This is a genomic window from Anianabacter salinae, assembly GCF_019061145.1.
In the GTDB taxonomy this organism is placed as follows: domain Bacteria; phylum Pseudomonadota; class Alphaproteobacteria; order Rhodobacterales; family Rhodobacteraceae; genus Anianibacter; species Anianibacter salinarum.
Window position 1 is genome coordinate 185,178 of sequence record NZ_JAHQZS010000004.1, and the last position, 20,019, is coordinate 205,196.

Genomic DNA, 20,019 nt, shown 5'->3' on the forward strand with positions numbered 1-20,019 from the left:
CTGCCACCATTACTCTTCGTTGTACCGGTAACCGATACCATAAAGCGTCTCGATCGCCGAGAATTCCTCGTCCACCGACCGCATCTTCTTGCGCAGGCGCTTGATGTGGCTGTCGATGGTGCGGTCGTCGACATAAACCTGATCGTCATAGGCGACGTCCATCAGCTGATCGCGGCTTTTCACGAAGCCGGGGCGCTGGGCCAGCGCTTGCAGCAGCAGGAATTCCGTCACGGTCAGCGACACGTCCTTGCCTTTCCAGCTGACCGAATGGCGCAGCGGGTCCATGCTCAATTCGCCGCGCACCATGACCTTGGACGCCTCGGTGTCGCCGACTTCGCCGGTTTCAATGGCTTCCTGACGGCGCAGCAGCGCGCGGATGCGTTCCACCAGCAGACGCTGCGAAAACGGCTTGCGCACGTAATCGTCCGCGCCCATCCGCAGCCCCAGCACCTCGTCGATCTCGTCGTCCTTGGAGGTCAGGAAGATCACCGGCATGGTGGTTTTCTGGCGCAGCCGCTGCAACAGGTCCATCCCGTCCATCCGGGGCATCTTGATGTCCAGAACGGCCAGTTCGGGAAGGCGTTTGTTGAAGGCATCGAGGGCGGATTGCCCATCGTTGTAGGTTTCAACCTCGAAACCCTCGGCCTCGAGAGTCATTGAAACCGACGTCAGGATGTTCCTGTCGTCGTCGACCAGTGCAATCCTCGACATGCGAAGTTCCTTATACTGCTCTTGTTGCCTGCTTTTTTGGGCATATTCCCTGCAACGTACCATGGAATCAACAAGGAACTGCGAATCACCTTGCAGGCACCAAGCCAGAGAAGCGAATTTTTCCCAATAGATGACTAATTTGTCTCAGGTTCGGCGAAGGTTCGCCCGGTGACCGCTAGCGGTTGCGCTAACCTGCGACTGGTTGCGCTAACGTCTCCGAAGCTTCTGTTACTGTCCAAAGTCCACATGTTAGAAAGTTGCGCGGCCCCCGGCGCCGCTTTGCACTTGTACCATGGAACGACCGATCGACGATCGGCTTTAGGAGCATCAGGAACATGACATCCGGACGGGTAAACCAGAGCCAGCGCTTGGAAGATCAAGGGATCTCGGAGCTCGGTGATGTCTATTACAACCTGCTTGAACCGGCGCTGGTCGAAATCGCCCTGAAGAACGGCGAGGGAACGCTTGGCCTTGGCGGCACGATGCTGGTCGAGACGGGCAAGCACACCGGCCGCTCGCCCAAGGACAAGTTCGTGGTCCGCACCCCCGCCGTCGAGAACGCGATCTGGTGGGAAAACAACGCGCCGATGGCGCCTGCGTCCTTCGATCTGCTCTACGACGACATGATCGCCCACATGAAGGGGCGCGACTATCACGTTCAGGACCTCTTTGGCGGCGCTGATCCTGCGCACCGGCTCGACGTGCGCATCGTGACCGAGCTGGCATGGCACGCGCTGTTCATCCGCCACCTTCTGCGCCGCCCCACCCGGCAAGAGCTGGACACGTTCACGCCCGAGTTCACGATCATCAACTGCCCGACCTTCAAGGCCGACCCGTCCAGGCACGGCTGCCGGTCGGAAACGGTGATCGCGCTGAACTTTGACCGCAAGCTGATCCTGATTGGCGGCACCGAGTATGCGGGCGAGAACAAGAAATCGGTGTTCACCCTGCTCAACTACCTGCTGCCCGAGAAGGGCGTGATGCCGATGCACTGTTCGGCCAACCACGCGCCGAACAACCCCGTCGACACCGCCGTCTTCTTCGGCCTGTCGGGCACCGGCAAGACCACCCTGTCGGCAGACCCGGCGCGCGTGCTGATCGGCGATGACGAACATGGCTGGTCCGATCGCGGCACCTTCAACTTCGAAGGCGGCTGCTATGCCAAGACCATCAACCTGTCCGCCGAGGCAGAGCCCGAGATCTTTGCCACGACGCGCAAGTTCGGCACCGTGATCGAAAACATGGTGTTCGACCCCGAGACGCTGGAGCTTGATTTCGACGACGACTCGCTGACCGCGAACATGCGCTGCGCCTATCCGCTCGAGTATATCTCGAACGCGTCGGGCACCGCATTGGGCGGCCATCCCAAGAACATCATCATGCTCACCTGCGACGCCTTCGGAGTGCTGCCGCCCATCGCGCGGCTGACCCCGGCGCAGGCGATGTATCACTTCCTGTCGGGCTTCACCTCCAAGGTGGCGGGAACCGAGCGCGGCGTGACGGAACCCGAACCGACCTTCTCGACCTGTTTCGGCGCGCCGTTCATGCCGCGCCGCCCCGAGGTCTACGGCAAGCTCTTGCAGGACAAGATCGCCAAGCACGGCGCGACCTGCTGGCTGGTGAATACCGGCTGGACCGGCGGCGCCTATGGCACCGGCAGCCGGATGCCGATCCGCGCCACCCGCGCGTTGCTGAGCGCCGCACTTGACGGATCGCTCGCCGATGCGACGTTCCGCAAGGACCCGAACTTTGGCTTCGAGGTGCCCGTAGAGGTGCCCGGCGTCGCGTCGATCCTGCTCGATCCGCGCCGGACATGGGACGACGGGACGGCCTACGACCGGCAGGCGAAAAAGCTGGTCGACATGTTCGCCGGGAACTTCGGCCAGTATGAAAGCTACATCGACGAGGACGTCCGCGCCGTCGCCATCGGCTGAGGTCCCACGCGATTCCTTGAAAAGGAATCGTCAAGAAGTCTTTGAAAGACTTTTCAGCGGCCCGCCCAACGGTGGGCCGTCTTCACATCCCCAGGACACCGCGCCGGATCAGGTTCAGCCCCGCGATCACCAGAACCGCCAGCGTCGCCTTGCGGAACCGGTCCTGGTCGAGCCGGTCGGACACCCACATGCCAACCACCATCCCCGCCATCGCGGGCAACACCATGAACACCGACAGGGGCGCGGTGTCGGCATTCAGGACACCCGACCGCAGATGCGCCAGCAGCAGCATCACCGCGCCCGCGCCATAGACGACCCCCTGAACCCGCATCTGTTCGGCCTTGGGCGTCTCGATGGCGGTCAGATAGGCCACCGTCGGCGGCCCCCACACGCCTGAAATGCCGCCCACGAACCCCGCGACCGAGCCGATCAGAACCTCGGCCCGCATCCGGTGTTCCGGACGGATGCGCAGCTGCCAGCCCAGGAGCTGGGAGATCGCGAACAGGGTGATCGGCACCCCCAGGATCAGGAACATCGCCCAGGACGGCAGCACGGTGACAAGTTGCGCGGCGCCAAGGATGAACACCAGCACGATGATCAGGTAGAGCCGGAACCTCTTGACCGACTCCCACGCGGCGCCCAGCCCGTTGCGCATGGCCTGCACTCCGTTGGACAGGACCGTCGGCACGATCAGTGCCGCAAGCGCGACCTCGGGCGGCAGGATGCTGGCCAGCCCCGAGATCATGATCATCGGCATCGCGAATCCCACGGCGCCCTTCACGAAGCCCGCCAGCAGACCGATTGCCACGGCAAACACCAGAAGCGCCCCCTGAAGGTCTCCGAATACTGCGTCCATGCCATGCCTCGCCAGTGATTGCCCCAACTCTTACGGTGTCCGCACAGGCGCTGCACGGCAGAAAACGCCGCGACACTTTCGTACTCAGGCTGGCTATTTCGTGAATTTTAATTGCGCTGCACCTGCAAAGAACCTATCTCCGCCAGAGACCATCAAAGGAGTGCCCGATGCCCCACGACGGACAGGACATGACAGCCCGCACGGTGATCTTGCCAGAGCTTCTGACGCTGACGCGCGAGGCGATCGCGCCCGCCGAGGCGTTGCTGGACACCGCAAAGGCGCGGGTCGGCGCGCGTGTGACCGAGGGCGGCCGCGTATCCGCCCGTCTGGTCGAGGCCGAACAGACAGCCGCGCACGGCCTCGCCTGGCTTGCCACCTACGTCGAGGCGCTGCGCCAGATGCAGGCCTGGGCCGAGCGGCTGGAAGCGGACGGCCGGTTCGGCGAGATGGAGCAACTCATCCACCAGATCGCGTTCGGCGAATACCTCTGGCAGATCTACGGCGGCATCCCGATGAGCCAGGGCGAGATCCTGCGCCCACAGGACATGGGGCTGACCCAGGACGACCAGCGCGCGCTGATGGCGCCCGCCGTGATGGCGCTGACCCAAGGCGGCAACACCCAGGCCGCGCGGATGCGGCTGGTCGCGCTGATGCAGGACAACCACGGCCACGCGACGATGGGCGCGACCGGGCTTGATGCAGAGCTGGAGATGATCCGCGACCAGTTCCGCCGCTATGCCGACGACAAGGTCGTGCCCTTCGCCCATGACTGGCACCTCAAGGATGAACTCATCCCGATGGAGACGATCACCGAACTCGCCGAGATGGGCGTGTTCGGCCTGACCATCCCCGAAGACTTCGGCGGTCTCGGCATGTCCAAGGCAGCGATGGTCGTCGTATCCGAAGAACTGTCGCGCGGGTACATCGGGGTCGGATCGCTTGGCACACGGTCCGAGATCGCGGCGGAACTGATCCTGTGCGGCGGCACCGACGCGCAAAAGGAAAAGTGGCTGCCGGGCTTGGCCAGCGGGGAAATCCTGCCCACCGCCGTGTTCACCGAACCCAACACCGGGTCCGACCTTGGCGCGCTGCGCACCAAGGCCCGCAAGGATGGCGACGACTGGGTCGTCACCGGCAACAAGACGTGGATCACCCACGCCGCGCGCACCCATGTGATGACGGTGCTGGCGCGGTCGGTCGAAGGCACCGACGACTACAAGGGCCTGTCGATGTTTTTGGCCGAAAAGACCCCCGGCACCGACGAGACGCCTTTTGTCGACGATGGCCTCTCGGGCGGCGAAATCGAGGTGCTCGGCTACCGGGGCATGAAGGAATACACCGTCAACTTCGACGATTTCCGCGTGGCGGGCGATAACCTTCTGGGCGGCGAGGAAGGTCAGGGCTTCAAGCAGTTGATGCAGACGTTCGAGAGCGCCCGCATCCAGACCGCCGCCCGCGCCATCGGCGTCGCGCAGTCGGCAATGGAAGTGTCGATGCAATACGCGCTCGACCGCAAGCAGTTCGGCAAACCGCTGATCGCCTTCCCGCGCGTCGCCTCGAAGCTGGCGATGATGGCAGTCGAGATCATGGTCGCGCGGCAGTTGACCTATTTCTCGGCCTGGCAAAAGGATAACGACCGCCGCTGTGACCTGGAGGCCGGGATGGCGAAACTGCTGGGTGCGCGCGTGGCCTGGGCCGCCGCCGACAATGGGTTGCAGATCCATGGCGGCAACGGCTTTGCGCTGGAATACGGCATCAGCCGCATCCTGTGCGATGCCCGCATCCTCAACATCTTTGAGGGCGCGGCAGAGATCCAGGCGCAGGTGATCGCGCGGCGGCTGCTGGGCTGAACGTGCTGGCGCTGTTCCTGACGCTGCCGATCGTCGTCGCAGGGTATCTTGCCGATGAAACGGTGTCGGGCTTCGCGGGCGGCCAGACCTATGCGCTGACCGAACTGGACGGCGCGCCGTTTCCTGCGCGCGCGACCCTTGGCTTTCCGTCCGAGGGGCGCGTCGCGGGCGAGGCCCCCTGCAACGCCTACAGCGCGCCGCAGACCGTGCCCTATCCGTGGATCAGGATCGGCCCCATCGTCGCCACCCGCCGCGCCTGCCCCGACCTGCAGGCCGAAGCGGCGTTCCTTGGTGCGCTGCCCCATATGACGCTTGTCGAGGTGCTTGGGGGCACGCTGGTCCTGCGCAACGACGCAGGGCGCGAGATGGTGTTTCAGGCGCTCCGCGACTGACGCGCGAAGGCATCGACAAAGCGTTGGCGCGCGGCGGGCAAGGGTTTGCCGCCCAGCGCGGGCGCCAGCCAGGTTTCAAGGAAATGCCCCGTGGTGCGCAGCCCCGCCGCGATCTCGAAGGTCTCTGCGGGGCCCTGCCCGAGCAGACTGGGCGGCAGCGGCAAAAGCCTGTCCGCCCAGTCCCCCGCACCGCCGCGCGACACCGCGCGCCCGGTTCGCGGCGAGACATAGGCCAGGTCCTCGCGGCTGCCGGTGACGGCACAGCGCGTCAGGTCCAGCCCGAATCCCATGTCCTCCAGCAGCGCCAGTTCCCAGCGCAGATAGGCCAGCGGCCAGAGCGGATTGTCGCCCAGCATGTCCAGCAGCGCCATCGTCGGCGCGTAGACGGCGGGCGCGGTTTCACGCTCGGGCAGGGTGAACGACAGCAGCGCCGTCACCGATCCCAGCGCTGCCAGCGCCAGACCGTCGCCCATCACCTGCGCCGCGCGGCTTTTCACCGGCTCGACGGTGTAGCTGCCGATATGGTCCTCCAGCCGCGCCTTCCACGTCACCGCAAGCTGCGCGCCGGGCTGCAGGATCGGCGCCATCCGGCGTCCCGCCCCACCGCGCACGACGCCCACGTGGCGGCCATGCTCTTGCGTGAAGATCTCGACGATGGCGGCGCTTTCCCCGTGGCGGCGCACGCTCAGCACGGCGCCCTCATCGCGCCATTCCATCGCTCAGGCGCGCCCCGCGACCGACGACAGCCCCAGCGCCTCGACGCCCAGCCCCTTCAGCGCGCTCTGCCATTTCTGCGCATCGGGCGTGTCGAACACGAGTTCCGGCGTCGCATCGCAGGTCAGCCAGCCATTCGCGCGGATCTCGCCTTCCAGCTGGCCCGGCGCCCATCCCGCATAGCCCAGCGCCAGAAGCACCCGGTCCGGCCCGCGCCCGCCTGCGATGTCCTCGAGGATGTCGAGCGTCGCGGTCATCCCGAACCCGTCGCCAATCCGCAGGGTCGAGCTGTTGGCGCCGTAGTCCGAGGAATGCAGCACAAAGCCGCGCCCGTGTTCGACCGGTCCGCCGAAATGCACGCCGATCCCGGCGCTGCCGATGCCACCGTCGATCTCGAGCTGCATCAGCAGATCGTCCATCGCCACTCCGTCTGTGGGCTTGTTGACGATCAGGCCCATGCTGCCGCTGTCTGAATGATCGCACAGGAACACAAGGCCGGTCTCGAAACGAGGATCGGCCATGCCCGGCATGGCGATCAACAACTTCCCGGCAAGCTGGTCGGTGGAATGCGGCTGTGACATGCTGCAATTGTCGCAGACGGGGGGCGGTCTGCAAGGGCCACAAAAGCCACACTCGCAAGGCGGTCGCCGTGTTGTGATTTCCCCGGAGCGGTCTGCTGCATAATTTGGCGCTCATGTTTGCCCGAATCCTTGCCATCCTCATCGCCATCGCCGCCGTGTCTCAGCCTGTCCGTGCAGGAGGAGACCCCGCGCCCGATGTCCGCGAGGCGGCCGTCATCTCGATCCTGCCCGGCTGGCGCACGCCGCAAGGCACCTATCTCGCCGCGCTCAAGGTCGCGCTTGGGCCGGGGTGGAAGACCTATTGGCGATCACCGGGCGACGCGGGCATTCCGCCGCAATTCGACTGGTCGCAGTCGTCGAATATCGCAGGCGTCGATCTGCACTGGCCGACCCCGCTGGTGTTCGAGCAGAACGGCATGCGCACCATCGGCTATGCGCACGAATTGATCCTGCCGATGGAACTGACGCCCGCCCGCCCCGGCGCGCTGCGGATCGACACCGAAATCCAGATCGGGGTGTGTCAGGACATCTGCATTCCGATGAACGTGCGCGTGCGGGCCGATCTCGACGGCCCCGGCGCCCATGATCCGCGCATTTCCGCCGCGCTTGACGATGCTCCCGTCCTCGGGCGCCACGCAGGCGTGCAGGGCACGTCCTGCGCTGTCGAGCCGATCGCCGACGGCCTGCGCGTGCGCGCCGATATCGCGATGCCGCGCCTTGGCCCCGACGAGGTCGCGGTGTTCGAGATGCCCGACAAGTCCATCTGGATTTCCGAGGCGATGTCGGAACGCAGCGGCCCGCGCCTGTCTGCCGTGGCCGAGATGGTGCCGCCCAGCGGACGGCCCTTCATGCTGAACCGCTCGGACGTGCGCATCACTGTCCTGTCGGCGGGCCGCGCCGTCGAAATCGACGGCTGCACCGGCAGGCCCTGACGCGCTCAGCTCAGTAGTTTCCCGGCGGATCGCTTGCCGGGAACGATTCGTCGCCCTGCTCGTCCACGCGCGACCAGTTGCGCGGCGGATCGCGCATCTCTGACGGCCCGGCATTGCGCACATGATCGCCCGCGCTTGCCCGCGATGCCGGACGGCGCGCGCGGTGGACCAGCGATGACAGCGCTCCGAACGTGGCGGCACCTGCAAGGAAGATCAGGACGTGACGGGACATGGTGGCTCTTTCCGGTCTGCGTTGTCTTGCGGGGGAACAGGTCAGGCGGCGGATGGTTCCGTTCGGCGGGCGCCCGCTGGCCCGAGACGGCAAAGGCACCCCGTCAGGCGTCCGGCGGCAGGGTGTCGGCCTTGACCGCCCCGCGCACCCCCATCGGCATGGCGGGACCGACCGTCGTGTCCACGCGTGTCTGGCGTTCGGCTTCCGCGTTGATCTCGGCGCCGATCAGAACGACGTAGGCCGAGATCCATAGCCACATCAGCAGAACGATCACCCCGGCAATCGCACCGAAGCTCTCGTTGTAGCTGCCGAAGTTCTCGGCGTAGACGGCGAAGGCGATCGTGGCGAGCAGCCACAGGATGCAGGCCAGCACCGATCCCGGCGTCAGCCAGAGCCACCGCGCCGCCCGCCTGTCAGGCGCGTAGCGGTAGAGCACCGCAAGCCCGACGCTTGCCAGCGCAAGAAGCAGCGCCCAGCGCGCGGCGCCGATCAGCATTTCGGTCATCGCGCCAAAGTTGACCACCGCCAGAACGGCGGGAAGCACGACCGCCGCGCCAAGCCCGACCACCAGCCCCAGGATCAGCACCAGCGTCAGGACCAGCCGCAGCGCCATCAGCCGCAGGTAGCCGCGCGTTTCCTGTTCGTCATAGGCGACGTTCAGCCCCTCGATCAGGCTGCCGACTCCCTTGGATGCCGAGAACACCGCCAGCCCGAGGCCGAAGACCGCAACCAGCGTCAGGCTCTCCTGCTGCGCGCCCGCGACATCGACCGCCTGACTGCGCACGATGTCAGCCGCTTGTGCCGGAAGCGTGTCCGCAAGCGCCTCGATCTGGCTGGTGACCTGCGCCGGGTCGATGGCAAGCCCGGCAAGGCCGATCAGGGCGGTGATCGCGGGGAAAAGCGCCAGCAGCCCATAGAACGCCACGCCAGCCGCGATAAGGCCAACGTGGTCCTTTGCCAGCTGCGTCAGGAACACCCGGCGCAGGATCTGCGCCCACCCCCTCGCCGGAATGGCGAAGGGGCTTTGGGCCAGCCGTCCGGGGCCAGCGGCGGGGTCATCAGGCATCGGGCTTGCCAAGATTCTGGCGTTGAGCCTCGTCCCTGGCGGCCGAGCGCACCCGGTCCGTTGCCTCGCGCGCCTCATCGGCGGCGGTCTTGACCGCCTCTTGTGCTGCGCCGTCGGCATCAGGCGCTTTCTCGTCGGCGACTGTCCGTGCTTCGGTCAGAGCAGCGTCGCCGACACGCTCGGCCTTGGTCAGCTCCTCGTGAAAGATCCGCTCGGCCTCGCTCACCATGTGGTCGGCTTCCTCACCGAACAGGTCGTCCTCGGTCCGGGTGCGGGGAAGGAGGCTGGCGATGGCCGCGCCTGCCGCCAGCGCAAGGGCGCCCGCGACAAGCGGCTGGTCCTCGAACACGTCGATGCCCGCGTCGCGCCCCCGGCGCCATCCGCGGCACACATCACGCCCCGCCCGATAGCGCGCGGCCATGGCGCGTTCGCGGGCGGCGATGACACGCTCGCGCGCGTCCATGCCCATGCGCTCGGTCCCGTGGGTCAACCTCTCGCGCACCCGGGCTGCGCGCTCTGCGGCGGCGGGGCCAGCGTCGCGGCCGCTTTGCGCGGCGCCGTGTCCCGCCGCAGCCGCGCGGTCTCGGGCCAATGCTGCACCCGCCTTCGCGCGCTCACCGAACGAGTTGTCGTGACCGTCCGCGTCGCCCTCGAAACGGTCCCCGGTCGTCACCCAGTCCGGATGATCCATGCCGCTGACGTGGCGCGCGGCGGGATCGTCCCGGGCGTAGTCGGCGGCCCATGTCCTCCGGTCGGCCGCCTGCACGCCCGCCACAGGATCATGCGACGGCCCATAGGCAGGACGCGCCGCAGGATGCCGGTCGTCGCCATCCCGCGCCGGTCGGTCATCGTGCGAGCGGCCAAAGATCATCCAGGCAAGCCCCACGCCGGTCAGCGAAATCGCCACCGGGTTCTGCTTGGCGGCATCGCCGAAGGAGCGACCAAGATCGCTGCCGTGGGTGCCAAGCCCGCGCGTGACCTCGCGCAGCACGGCCTCTGGCGTAAACCGGCTCTGGATTTCGTCGATCGCGCGGGACAGGTCGGACCGTTGCAGCTCCAGGTCGCGCTCGATCTCGTCGGATGTGCGGTGTTCGCTGGTCATCTCAGGCTCCTTTCACGGCTTGCGCGTCGCGCTTGACGTTTTCCGTTGTCCGGCTGGGGGCAAGGCTGGGCAGCTTGAGATCGCCCAGGCCCTTGTGCATGTGCGCCCAACCGACAAGCGCGAACACGACGCCGACGATCAGCGACGCCCAGGCCGCGTCGAGGCCAAGTTCTGCCAGCCCCGAAACCAGCGCGGCGGCCAGCACGTTCAGCGCGGTCAGGAACAGGATGACGGCCGCCACCAAGAGGCCGACGGCCATTCCGGCGCGGCGCAGGTTCCGGTCAACCTCGGCACGAGCCAGGTTGAGCTCCGACCGCAACAGGCCAGACAGGCTTTCAAGCACATCGCCAAGAAGCGACGTTGTGGTTTTCTAGGTCTTCTCTTCCATCGCTCAGGTATCCTCGTCTCTCGCCAGGGTCTCGGGGTGCACGGCGGACGATGCAGGATCGCCATTTCCGGCGCCGCGATCCCGCTGCGAGGCTCGGGCGGCGCGCACGGCGGCAAACCCGGTCAGCGCCGCGCCTCCCAGGAAGACGGCAGGGTTGCGGCGGCCAAAGTCGTTGACCTCACCCACCAGTGCAGAGACCGAACGGCCACGACGAGGCCGATCATGTAGATAATCGTATGCACATCGCTTCCTCCTGTGGGTCATCGTTGGGTGACCGGGAAACCAACAAGGGCAAAACCGGATACGTTCCTGGGCGCTTGGCGTGCGGGCGGTCTGCGTCGTATTGCAGCGAGGATCGGCGCACCGTGGGCGGGAACTTCCCGCCTCTGCGGTTGTTCGGGCCACGACGGCTTAGCGATGAAAGGAGACGCCATGCCCTCCAAGTCAGGCGCACAGCAAAAGGCGGCAGGCGCGGCGAGACCAAGTTCGGCGATCTCTATCGTCCCGCCAAAAGCATGTACGAGTCGATGACCGAACAGGAACTCGAAGAAATGACCGCAGCCTACTGGGCGGCCTGCTGGTCGCCGCCGGGCTGGCCGTTCCGGCGGCCGCCCAAGACACCACGCGCAACGCCTCGTTCGTGTCCGCGGGCGGCGAGGAGATCGGCAGCGCCACGCTGACGGGCACACCCAATGGCGTGCTGATCGAGCTGGACCTGATGAACCTTCCGCCCGAAAGCTGGCACGGGTTCCACATCCACGAGACCGGAGAGTGCAACGCCGAAGACGGCTTTCAGTCGGCTGGCGGCCACTTTGCGCCCACCGGCTCAGAGCACGGCCTGAAGGTCGAGGGCGGGCCCCATGTCGGCGACATGGCGAACCAGTATGTCTCGGCTGACGGGATGCTAAAGGCAGAGGTGCACAACCCGCGCGCCACGCTTGGCGACGGCGGCGAGGCCGACCTCTCGGGTAGGGCGCTGATGCTGCACGGCGGCGCGGATGACTATGAAAGCCAGCCCTCGGGCGATGCGGGCGACAGGATCGCCTGTGCCGTCATCGAATGACCTCTTTGGCCCGGCCTTCGGGGGCCGGGCCGATGCGCACATCGAACACCTGCGCGGCGGTTTCGTAGCTTTCCCCCAGCATCACCACCAGGATCAGAATCTCGCGGTAGTGAAGCGGCAACCGTTCCACCGCGCGCATCATTTCACCGCCGCGCACGATCCATTCCTGGTTGGCGGGCGTGGACAGCGTCGTCGAGATGCAGTCCTCGGCCCCGGTGCGCGATCGCTTCGACCGCACGATGTCGTTGAGAAACGTGTTGCGCATGATCGTGACAAGCCAGCCGCGCAGGTTGGTGCCCGGCTCGAAGCTGTCGATCTTCGAAATCGCCTTTACCAGCGTATCCTGAACAAGATCGTCAACGTCCTCGTGCCGCCGGGTCAGCGCCCAGGCGTAGGCCCGCAAAGAGGGGATAAGTTCGACGATGTTGTCCCTGACCGCCATCAGGTTCTCCGTTACCTGCGTTTGCGGGCATAACGACTCTGTGGCGGCGTGCGTTCCCAATGGAACGTCGGGTCAGCCGGGTTCCTGCGACAAACCGGCGCTCCCGCGTGGAACGACCTAATGCGCGGGCGCGACAACCGAATCGAGAAGCGTGCGGCCCCCATCGACCGTCAGGATCTGGCCGGTCATGAACCCCGACCCGTCCGAGGCGAGGAACTGCGCGGCTTCAGCCACCTCGCCCGCGCTGGCGATTCGGTGCAGCGGCGTATGCTCGATGATCTCGTCGCGGAATTCGTCATGCTCGGACAGCGCCTCTTGCAGGCTTGCGCTCATCACGCTGCCGAAGGCGATGGCGTTCACACGGATGCGGTGTTCGGCAAGCCCCACCGCCATCGACCGTGTCATCTGGTCCAGCGCGGCGGACGACACCGAATACGCCAGAAGCTCGGGCTGGGTGCGCCGCGCGGCAATCGACGACAGGTTGATGATCGATCCGTTCGGCCCATCCTGCCGCCCGTCGTCCTGCGCCTGCTTTATCATGCGCTTGGCGATCAACTGGGTCAGCCGCAGGCTGGTCATCAGGTTCTGCTGAAGCAACGTTTCGACCGCCGCGTCATCGGCGTTCAGCGGGTCCGAGACGATCATCTGGCGGCTTGCGTTTACCAGGATATCAACGCGGTCGAAGGCGTCGATGGTCGCCGACAAGAGGTTCGCGATGGTCAGCTTTTCCCGCAGATCGCCAGCGAAAAGGCGCACGTTGCCATCGTCGCTCCGCGCCTCGGCGCCGATCTCGTTGGTCAGCCGCGCCTCATCCATGTCGGCGAACATCACGTTCGCCCCGTGTTCGGCAAAGTGACGCGCGATGGCAAGCCCGACGCCGTTGGCGGCCCCTGTCACGATGGCCGTCTTGCCCGCGATTGAAAAACTCATGCCGATCCGTCCTGATTCCCCGTCCGGGCAGGTTAGGCCAGTTCAGCGCCGTATGCGACGGGGCTTTGACGCCTCGATCACCTTGAACGCGGTGTCCCCGGCGATCTCGTTCACCTCGGCGAACAGCTCTGCCGCGGCCTTCTCATAGGGAAGATGCCGGTTCGCCACGAACCACAACCGCCCGCCGGGCGTCAGCATCCGCGCCGCCGCCTCAATGAAGCTGCGGCCGATCGCAGGATCAGGCGCGCGCCCGCGGTGGAACGGCGGATTGGTGACGACGGCATCATAGCCACCTGCAGGGCCAAAGGCGGTCGCATCGTCCCAATGAAACACCGCGCGCGCGTCGGTCACGTTGCGCCGCGCACAGTCCAGCGACACGTGATCCGCCTCGACCAGATGCAACGCGGCGACGCCGTCACGTTCCAGGATCGCGCGCGACAGATACCCCCAGCCCGCGCCCAGATCGACGACGCGCTTGGGCAGCTTGCGCGGCAGCGCCGCCTCCAGCAGCCGCGACGCCGGGTCGATCCCGTCTGCCGAGAACACACCCGCCGTTGTCACGAAACCGCCTTCGACCGCGTCCGGCATGGCCTTGGCCCGCCACGCCTCCGGTGCGGTCCCGGTGATCCAGAACAGCTTGCCATGTGCCTTGGACAGCGATCCCTCAAGGGTGCAGGCCGCGCGGCATTCCTTCAGCAGGCTTTCGATGCCGTCGTCCTTCTGGCCATCGACCAGCACCGGCCCGCCCTTTGTTCGGGTCAGCGCCTCGGCGATGGCCCCTCGGGCGGCGTCCTTGGACCGGGGCACGCAGACGATGGCCGCATCATAGCTGTCCTGCGGCGCGACATCGGTGCGATAGCCCGCCGCCCGGAACCAGTCGTGATCGGGGCGAAAGCCCTGCACCACATGCGCCCGCTCCGGCCCAAGCGGCGACAGGTCCTGCCCCGCGACAGGGCCGAACACGGCCACGGCGGTTGCGCCGTCGGGCACGGCGCCCGCATCGAGCGCCAGGGGCAGACGATCTGTCAGCATGGGTCGGGCGACGCGCGCCCTACTCCTTTTCCATGGTGCATTGCAGCGGGTGCTGGTGACGGCGTGCGAAATCCATCACCTGCCCAACCTTGGTCTCGGCGATCTCGAACGAGAACACGCCGACCACGGCAAGACCCTTCTTGTGGACCGTCAGCATGATCTCGAACGCCTGCGCATGGCTGAGACCGAAGAACCGTTCGAGCACATGCACGACGAATTCCATCGGCGTATAATCGTCGTTCAGAAGCATCACCTTGTAGAGCGGCGGCCGCTGGGTTTTCTTGCGGGTCTCAAGGATGACACCCGCATCTCCATCGCCGTCGGACTTGTCGGCCATCATGGTCGTGGGGTGAAAGGTCACGCGATCCTCATGTCTCACGGTTCGGTCTGCTGCGGGGGCACTATATAAGCGGGCGCTTGCGTCTGAAAAGGGGGGCCCCGGCCCCTCGTGGACCAGAAAGGACGATGTCGGTCAATGTCCGGTAAACTTTCCACCATAGGCTTCGATGCCGACGACACCCTGTGGGAGAACGAACAGTTCTTCCGCTGGACCGAGGACCGCTTTGCCGAGCTGTTGGCGGACCACGCCGAAAAGGATCATCTGGCCGACCGGCTGGTCGAGGCAGAGCGGCGGAACGTCGGCCATTACGGCTTTGGCATCAAGGGCTTCACCCTGTCGATGATCGAAACCGCCATCGAGGTGACGGACGCCCGCGTGCCCGCCTCGGTGATCGCCCAGATCATCGCCGCCGGGCAAGAGATGCTGCGTCATCCCATCGACCTGTTGCCCCACGCCCGCGCCGCCGTCGAGGCGCTGGCCGATACGCACCGCGTGGTGCTGGTGACCAAGGGCGATCTGCTGGACCAGGAGCGCAAGCTGGCGCAATCGGGGCTGGGCGATCTGTTCGACGGTATCGAGATCGTGTCGGACAAGACACCCCGCGTCTACGCCGACATCTTCGCCCGTCATGGCGACGGTGCGGGCAGGGCCTTGATGGTGGGCAATTCACTGAAATCCGACGTGCTGCCGATGATCGAGGCGGGCGGCTATGGCGTGCACATCCCGCACAGCATCACGTGGGCGCTGGAACATGCCGACGCGCCGGTGGACCACCCGCGATTCAGGCTGATCGACTCGCTGTCCCGCCTGCCCGATCTGGTGGCGGAAATCGACCGAAGCTAGCGCCATATTCCTGCCATATTGAAACATCTTGCGGTCCGGCGACGCGCGGCACCCATATCTCGCGTCGTGCATCAAGAACAAATCCAAAGTCATTGAAAATCGGTTGTTTTCGCAACTTGGTGGCTGTGCTAACCTGCCTTTAACAAAGAAGGACCCGGGCAACAGAACATCGGGCCTCAGAGGCAGTAAATGGGACAAGTGACGTGAAACGTCTGGCGCAGTGCGTCCGTGCAATCGGACTGTTCATCGGACTTCTTCTTTCGACTCTGTCCACCGCGTCCGCAGCCCCCGTTGCGGAGATGGTGATGGACATGCGGTCGGGCGAAATCCTGTATTCCCGCAACGCGGACACGCGGCTGCATCCGGCGTCGCTGACCAAGATGATGACGCTCTATGTCGTCTTCGAGGCGGTCGAGCGCGGCGAGATCACGCTGGATACCGAAGTGAAGATCTCCAAGCACGCCGCGTCCGAACCGCCGTCGAAGCTGGGGCTTCGGTCCGGGCAGCGTATAAAGCTGCGCTATCTGATCCGCGCCGCAGCGGTGAAATCGGCCAACGATGCCGCAACCGCCCTTGGCGAGGCGATTTCGGGCAGCGAGGCAGCCTTTGCCGAACGGATGACCCGCACGGCACGCGCGCTCGGAATGACCAGCACGACGTTCAAGAACGCCCACGGCCTGACCGAAAGCGGGCATCTTTCGACAGCCCGCGACATGACGATCATGGGGCGGCACCTGTTCTACGACTACCAGCAATACTACAACCTGTTCTCCCGCACCTCGACCGATGCGGGCGTGCGCGAGGTGGCGAACACCAACCGCCGCTTCCTGGCCGCCTACGAGGGCGCGGATGGCATCAAGACGGGCTATACCAACGCAGCTGGCTTCAACCTCGTCGCGTCGGCAGTGCGCGGCAACGAGCGCGTGATCGCCACGATGTTCGGCGGCCGCTCTACCGCGCAGCGCAACCAGCGCGTCGCGGAATTGCTGGACCTCGGCTTTACCAAGGCGCCGACGCGCGTCGCCACGATCCCGCCGGGCAAGCCGCGCTACACCGCGCCCGGCGCCATCGGCACCGAGACGCGCAACGTCGTGCTGGCCGTGGTGAAAAGCATCAGGCCCATGCCCCGACCGTCCCCGTCCGCCCCGCCGACAGCCGAGATGATCGCCGCCATCGAATCGAGCGTGGCCGAGGCGGTCGTCGCCAGCATCGCTGCGGACCCGGACACCGACGAGGCCGCAGAAAGCGTCGAGGCGACGCGCCTTGCCCTTGCAACCGCCCCCCTGCCGCAGATCCGTCCCGAGACGATCGCGGTAGCAGCCGCAGCCAGCGTCGTTCCCGCCGCGCCGGAAGAGACGCCACTGGTCGAGGCCGCGCTGGACCAAGGGAGCACGGACGATGCGGTGCAGGAAGTGGTCGAGCGGATGTCCACATCGGGCGGGCGTCACTGGGGCATCAATATCGGCCGCTACCCGACGCGGTATCAGGCCGAACAGGTCCTTCTGAAGACCGCGCTGGCCGAGATCGAGATGCTCGACGAGGCGCTGCGCAAGGTGGTCAAGCAGAACGCGGGATTCGAGGCGAATTTCGTCGGCATGACCAAGGACCACGCGGCGCTGGCCTGTCGGCGGCTGGTCTCGCGCGCGGTGGAATGCAGCACGCTCGGCCCCAGCGGCTGACACCCGGCTGAACGGCGGCCCGGCGCCTTCCCGTCAGGCCGGTCAGGCCGCGTCGCCCTCGGCCCGCAGGTCGAACGCGGCGGCCATCAACTGCCGTGTGTATTCGGTCTTGGGCGCATCGAAGATTTCCTGCGCCGTGCCGCGTTCCACGATGTCGCCGCGCTTCATCACGATCACCCGGTGCGACAGCGCGCGCACGACCCGCAGGTCGTGGCTGATGAACAGATACGCCAGCCCATGCCGTTCCTGCAGCTTGCGGAGCAGATCGACGATCTGCACCTGAACGGTCATGTCGAGCGCCGATGTCGGCTCGTCCAGAACCAGAAGCCGCGGGCGCAGGATCATCGCGCGGGCGATGGCGATGCGCTGGCGCTGGCCGCCCGAGAACTCGTGCGGATAGCGGTCCATCGTCAGGGGATCGAGGCCGACCTCGGCCATGATCTCGGCCACGATCTCGCGGGTGTCCCGCCCCGCCGCGATCTTGTGGACGCTCAACCCCTCGGAAATGATCTCTTCGACGGTCATGCGCGGGCTGAGCGATCCGTAAGGGTCCTGGAACACGATCTGCATGTCGCGCCGCACGATGCGCAGTGACCGTGACCGCCAGCCCTGGATATCGGTGCCCATGTAGACGATCGGCCCGTCGGACGAGATCAGCCGCATGATCGCCAGCGCCAGCGTGGTCTTGCCCGAGCCGGATTCACCGACAATGCCCAGCGTCTCGCCGGCATGAACAGAGATCGAGGCGGAATTGACCGCCTTGATGTGCCCCGCGACCCGGCGCAAGAGACCCCGGTAGACCGGGAACCAGATGCGCAGGTCCTCGGTGCGCACGATCTCCTCGGCGCCTTCGCGGATCGGCAGCGGCTCTCCGGTGGAATGCGCGGACAAGAGCTTGATCGTGTAGGGATGCTGCGGGGCGTCGAAAATCTCGCGCGTCGGGCCCTGCTCGACGATTTCGCCATCCTTCATCACGCAGACCCGGTCGGCGATCTTGCGCACGATGCCAAGGTCATGGGTGATGAACAGCATGCTCATCCCCTCGGACTGCTTCAACTCGTAGAGCAGATCGAGGATCTGCGCCTGGATCGTCACGTCAAGCGCCGTCGTCGGCTCGTCCGCAACCAGAAGCTCGGGGCCATTCGCCAGCGCCATGGCGATCATCACGCGCTGGCGCTGCCCGCCCGACAACTGGTGCGGATAGTCCTTGAGCCGCGATTCGGGCGCGTCGATCCCCACCCGCTCCAGAAGCTCGACCACCCGGCTGCGGGCTGCGGCGCCCTGCAGCCCCTGATGCAGCGAAAGACTTTCGAGGATCTGCTTTTCCAGCGTGTGCAGCGGGTTCAGCGAGGTCATCGGCTCCTGGAAGATAAAGCTGATGTCGTTGCCGCGCACCTTGCGCAGCCGGTCCTCGGGCGCGCCGACCATCTGCTGGCCGTTGTAGGTGATCGACCCCTCGGTCTCGGCGCTGCCGGGCAGGAGTGACACGGTGGACAGGGCGGTGACCGACTTGCCCGAGCCCGACTCGCCCACCAGCGCGACCGTCTCGCCGCGCCCGACATGAAAGGACACACCCTTGACGGCCGCGATGCGGCGGCCGTCCTGCCGGAAGGTGACCGACAGATCACGGACGTCGAGGACCACGCTCATGCCTGACCCCGGTTTCGGCGTGCTTCGCACGCCGACCGGCCGGGGGGACGCTGTCCCCCCGGACCCCCCTGGAGGTATTTGAGGACCAAAGATGGGAAGGGTCGGCGCGTCATTGGAAGGTCTTTCTGGGATCGAACGCATCGCGCACGCCTTCGAAGATGAAGACCAGCAGCGACAGCATGATCGCGAAGGTGAAAAAGGCGGTGAAGGCGAGCCAGGGCGCCTGCAGGTTCTGCTTGGCCTGCAGCGTCAATTCGCCCAGCGAGGGCGCCGAGGACGGCAGGCCGAAGCCGAGGAAGTCCAGCGAGGCCAGCGTGCCGATGGTGCCGGTGATGATGAAGGGCAGCATCGTCAGCGTGGCGACCATCGCGTTGGGCAGCATGTGGCGGAACATGATCGTCGTGTTCGACACACCCAGCGCCTTGGCTGCGCGGATGTATTCGAAGTTGCGCGCGCGCAGGAATTCGGCGCGCACCACGCCGACGAGCGCGGGCCAGCCGAACAGCGCCGTCAGGAACACCAGGAGCCAGAATGATCGCCCCAGGATCGCGAACATGATGATGATGATGTAGAGCGACGGGGTCGACACCCAGATCTCGATGAGGCGCTGGAAGACAAGGTCGATCCAGCCGCCGAAATAGCCTTGCACCGCGCCCGCGACGATGCCGATCAGGCTGGCCACCCCGGTCACGATGATGGTGAACAGGATCGACAGCCGGAAGCCGTAGATCACCCGCGCCAGCACGTCGCGCGCGGTGTCGTCGGTGCCCAGAAGGTGCTTGCCGTCCGGCGCCGAGGGCGCGGTGCCGTCGATCTGGTTGATCGTGTTGAAGCTGTAGGGGATCGGCGGCCAAAGCAGCCAGCCCTTGCTGATCTCCTCGCCGCTGACGATGCCGTCGTCTGCGTCCGCCAGTATCCCTTCGGGATCGTCGAAGCAGTCGACAAGGCCGCCCGAGACGATGAGGCAGCGCACCTCGATGTCGGAATACACCGCCTCGGTCCTGAAATCGCCACCGAACTCGGTCTCGGGGTAGAAGTTGAACACCGGGGTGTAGAGCTCGCCCCGGTAGCTGACGAGGATCGGCCGATCGTTGGCGATGAACTCGGCGAACAGCGACAGGCCGAACAGGATGCAGAAGATCACCAGCGACCAGTAGGCGCGCCCGTTCTTGCGGAAGTTCCGCCAGCGGCGCCGGTTCAGCGGCGAGGGCTGATACCAGCGCGTCTTGCGCGGCGGCACCACGGGCGCGGGCGCGCCGGGATCGCCGGGCATCGGTTCGGG

The 20,019-nt window shown here is 65.9% G+C and carries 22 protein-coding genes and 1 pseudogene; 8 read left to right on the forward strand and 15 right to left on the reverse strand.

The annotated features are described in order from the left end of the window. Nucleotides 1–9: 9 nt before the first annotated feature. Nucleotides 10–711, reverse strand: coding sequence for a response regulator transcription factor (locus KTJ87_RS12435; RefSeq protein ID WP_267139446.1), 702 nt, complete (start codon nt 709–711; stop codon nt 10–12). Between the two features lie 335 nt (nt 712–1,046). On the opposite strand from KTJ87_RS12435, the gene KTJ87_RS12440 reads away from it, so the two are divergent. After that, nucleotides 1,047–2,645 (forward strand): phosphoenolpyruvate carboxykinase, encoded by a 1,599-nt coding sequence (locus KTJ87_RS12440; protein ID WP_267139447.1) that lies wholly within the window; start codon nt 1,047–1,049, stop codon nt 2,643–2,645. Nucleotides 2,646–2,727: 82 nt separating this feature from the next. On the opposite strand, the gene KTJ87_RS12445 is transcribed toward KTJ87_RS12440, so the two are convergent. Next, entirely contained in the window at nt 2,728–3,501 is a 774-nt protein-coding gene (locus tag KTJ87_RS12445; protein ID WP_267139448.1) for a sulfite exporter TauE/SafE family protein, read from the reverse strand. Nucleotides 3,502–3,668: 167 nt separating this feature from the next. Between KTJ87_RS12445 and KTJ87_RS12450 the strand changes: the two genes are divergently transcribed. Both KTJ87_RS12450 and KTJ87_RS12455 read left to right on the forward strand, forming a co-directional pair. Continuing rightward, a complete protein-coding gene (locus tag KTJ87_RS12450; RefSeq protein ID WP_267139449.1) occupies nt 3,669–5,351 on the forward strand; it encodes an acyl-CoA dehydrogenase family protein in 1,683 nt (560 codons plus the stop codon). Between the two features lie 2 nt (nt 5,352–5,353). After that, nucleotides 5,354–5,743: an META domain-containing protein gene (locus KTJ87_RS12455; RefSeq protein WP_267139450.1), complete on the forward strand. Its 390-nt coding sequence runs from the start codon at nt 5,354–5,356 to the stop codon at nt 5,741–5,743. Here the strand turns inward: KTJ87_RS12455 and recO are convergent. Both recO and KTJ87_RS12465 read right to left on the reverse strand, forming a co-directional pair. Then, nucleotides 5,725–6,459, reverse strand: coding sequence for a DNA repair protein RecO (recO, locus tag KTJ87_RS12460; RefSeq protein ID WP_267139451.1), 735 nt, complete (start codon nt 6,457–6,459; stop codon nt 5,725–5,727). The genes KTJ87_RS12455 and recO overlap by 19 nt on opposite strands. 3 nt (nt 6,460–6,462) lie before the next feature. Further along, the gene (locus KTJ87_RS12465; RefSeq protein ID WP_267139452.1) at nt 6,463–7,038 is read right to left on the reverse strand and encodes a YqgE/AlgH family protein; all 576 of its coding nucleotides are present in this window, start codon (nt 7,036–7,038) and stop codon (nt 6,463–6,465) included. 113 nt (nt 7,039–7,151) lie between these two features. On the opposite strand from KTJ87_RS12465, the gene KTJ87_RS12470 reads away from it, so the two are divergent. After that, nucleotides 7,152–7,970: a protein-disulfide reductase DsbD domain-containing protein gene (locus KTJ87_RS12470; RefSeq protein ID WP_267139453.1), complete on the forward strand. Its 819-nt coding sequence runs from the start codon at nt 7,152–7,154 to the stop codon at nt 7,968–7,970. 10 nt (nt 7,971–7,980) lie between these two features. Here the strand turns inward: KTJ87_RS12470 and KTJ87_RS12475 are convergent, their stop codons facing one another. From KTJ87_RS12475 to KTJ87_RS12495, 5 genes and pseudogenes are all read right to left on the reverse strand, one after another. Beyond that, nucleotides 7,981–8,202: a hypothetical protein gene (locus tag KTJ87_RS12475; RefSeq protein ID WP_267139454.1), complete on the reverse strand. Its 222-nt coding sequence runs from the start codon at nt 8,200–8,202 to the stop codon at nt 7,981–7,983. A 103-nt stretch (nt 8,203–8,305) separates the two neighbouring features. Next, nucleotides 8,306–9,268: a YihY/virulence factor BrkB family protein gene (locus KTJ87_RS12480; protein WP_267139455.1), complete on the reverse strand. Its 963-nt coding sequence runs from the start codon at nt 9,266–9,268 to the stop codon at nt 8,306–8,308. Further along, nucleotides 9,261–10,370: a DUF3618 domain-containing protein gene (locus KTJ87_RS12485; RefSeq protein WP_267139456.1), complete on the reverse strand. Its 1,110-nt coding sequence runs from the start codon at nt 10,368–10,370 to the stop codon at nt 9,261–9,263. Before KTJ87_RS12485 ends, KTJ87_RS12480 begins: the two co-directional genes overlap by 8 nt. Nucleotide 10,371: 1 nt before the next feature. Further along, a pseudogene (locus KTJ87_RS12490) lies at nt 10,372–10,716 on the reverse strand (phage holin family protein); the annotation flags it as partial. A gap of 45 nt (nt 10,717–10,761) precedes the next feature. Further along, on the reverse strand, nt 10,762–10,944 hold the full coding sequence (locus KTJ87_RS12495) for a hypothetical protein (protein ID WP_267139457.1): 183 nt from the start codon (nt 10,942–10,944) through the stop codon (nt 10,762–10,764). A gap of 50 nt (nt 10,945–10,994) precedes the next feature. Here KTJ87_RS12495 and KTJ87_RS12500 point away from each other — a divergent pair, with 50 nt between their 5' ends. Together KTJ87_RS12500 and KTJ87_RS12505 are read left to right on the forward strand one after the other, a co-directional pair. Next, a complete protein-coding gene (locus tag KTJ87_RS12500) occupies nt 10,995–11,438 on the forward strand; it encodes a DUF3008 family protein (protein ID WP_267139458.1) in 444 nt (147 codons plus the stop codon). Beyond that, nucleotides 11,324–11,821: a superoxide dismutase family protein gene (locus tag KTJ87_RS12505; RefSeq protein ID WP_407650495.1), complete on the forward strand. Its 498-nt coding sequence runs from the start codon at nt 11,324–11,326 to the stop codon at nt 11,819–11,821. The genes KTJ87_RS12500 and KTJ87_RS12505 overlap by 115 nt, the downstream gene beginning before the upstream one ends. Here the strand turns inward: KTJ87_RS12505 and KTJ87_RS12510 are convergent. The 4 genes from KTJ87_RS12510 to clpS form a co-directional block, all read right to left on the reverse strand. Next, a complete protein-coding gene (locus KTJ87_RS12510; RefSeq protein ID WP_267139460.1) occupies nt 11,811–12,263 on the reverse strand; it encodes a sigma-70 family RNA polymerase sigma factor in 453 nt (150 codons plus the stop codon). The two genes, KTJ87_RS12505 and KTJ87_RS12510, sit on opposite strands and share 11 nt — an antisense overlap. 117 nt (nt 12,264–12,380) lie before the next feature. Beyond that, a complete protein-coding gene (locus KTJ87_RS12515; protein ID WP_267139461.1) occupies nt 12,381–13,193 on the reverse strand; it encodes an SDR family NAD(P)-dependent oxidoreductase in 813 nt (270 codons plus the stop codon). A gap of 42 nt (nt 13,194–13,235) precedes the next feature. Further along, entirely contained in the window at nt 13,236–14,225 is a 990-nt protein-coding gene (locus tag KTJ87_RS12520) for a class I SAM-dependent methyltransferase (protein ID WP_267139462.1), read from the reverse strand. Nucleotides 14,226–14,244: 19 nt separating this feature from the next. Beyond that, nucleotides 14,245–14,562, reverse strand: a complete 318-nt coding sequence (clpS, locus tag KTJ87_RS12525; protein ID WP_267139654.1) for an ATP-dependent Clp protease adapter ClpS — start codon at nt 14,560–14,562, stop codon at nt 14,245–14,247. A gap of 138 nt (nt 14,563–14,700) precedes the next feature. On the opposite strand from clpS, the gene KTJ87_RS12530 reads away from it, so the two are divergent. Further along, on the forward strand, nt 14,701–15,408 hold the full coding sequence (locus tag KTJ87_RS12530; protein WP_267139463.1) for an HAD family hydrolase: 708 nt from the start codon (nt 14,701–14,703) through the stop codon (nt 15,406–15,408). A 299-nt stretch (nt 15,409–15,707) separates the two neighbouring features. Continuing rightward, entirely contained in the window at nt 15,708–17,087 is a 1,380-nt protein-coding gene (locus KTJ87_RS12535) for a D-alanyl-D-alanine carboxypeptidase family protein (protein ID WP_267139655.1), read from the forward strand. A 42-nt stretch (nt 17,088–17,129) separates the two neighbouring features. On the opposite strand, the gene KTJ87_RS12540 is transcribed toward KTJ87_RS12535, so the two are convergent. Both KTJ87_RS12540 and KTJ87_RS12545 read right to left on the reverse strand, forming a co-directional pair. Further along, nucleotides 17,130–18,737 carry an ABC transporter ATP-binding protein gene (locus KTJ87_RS12540; protein WP_267139464.1) on the reverse strand — a complete coding sequence of 536 codons (1,608 nt, stop codon included), beginning with the start codon at nt 18,735–18,737 and terminating at the stop codon, nt 17,130–17,132. Nucleotides 18,738–18,846: 109 nt separating this feature from the next. Continuing rightward, the gene (locus KTJ87_RS12545; protein WP_267139656.1) at nt 18,847–20,010 is read right to left on the reverse strand and encodes an ABC transporter permease; all 1,164 of its coding nucleotides are present in this window, start codon (nt 20,008–20,010) and stop codon (nt 18,847–18,849) included. Nucleotides 20,011–20,019: the final 9 nt, after the last annotated feature.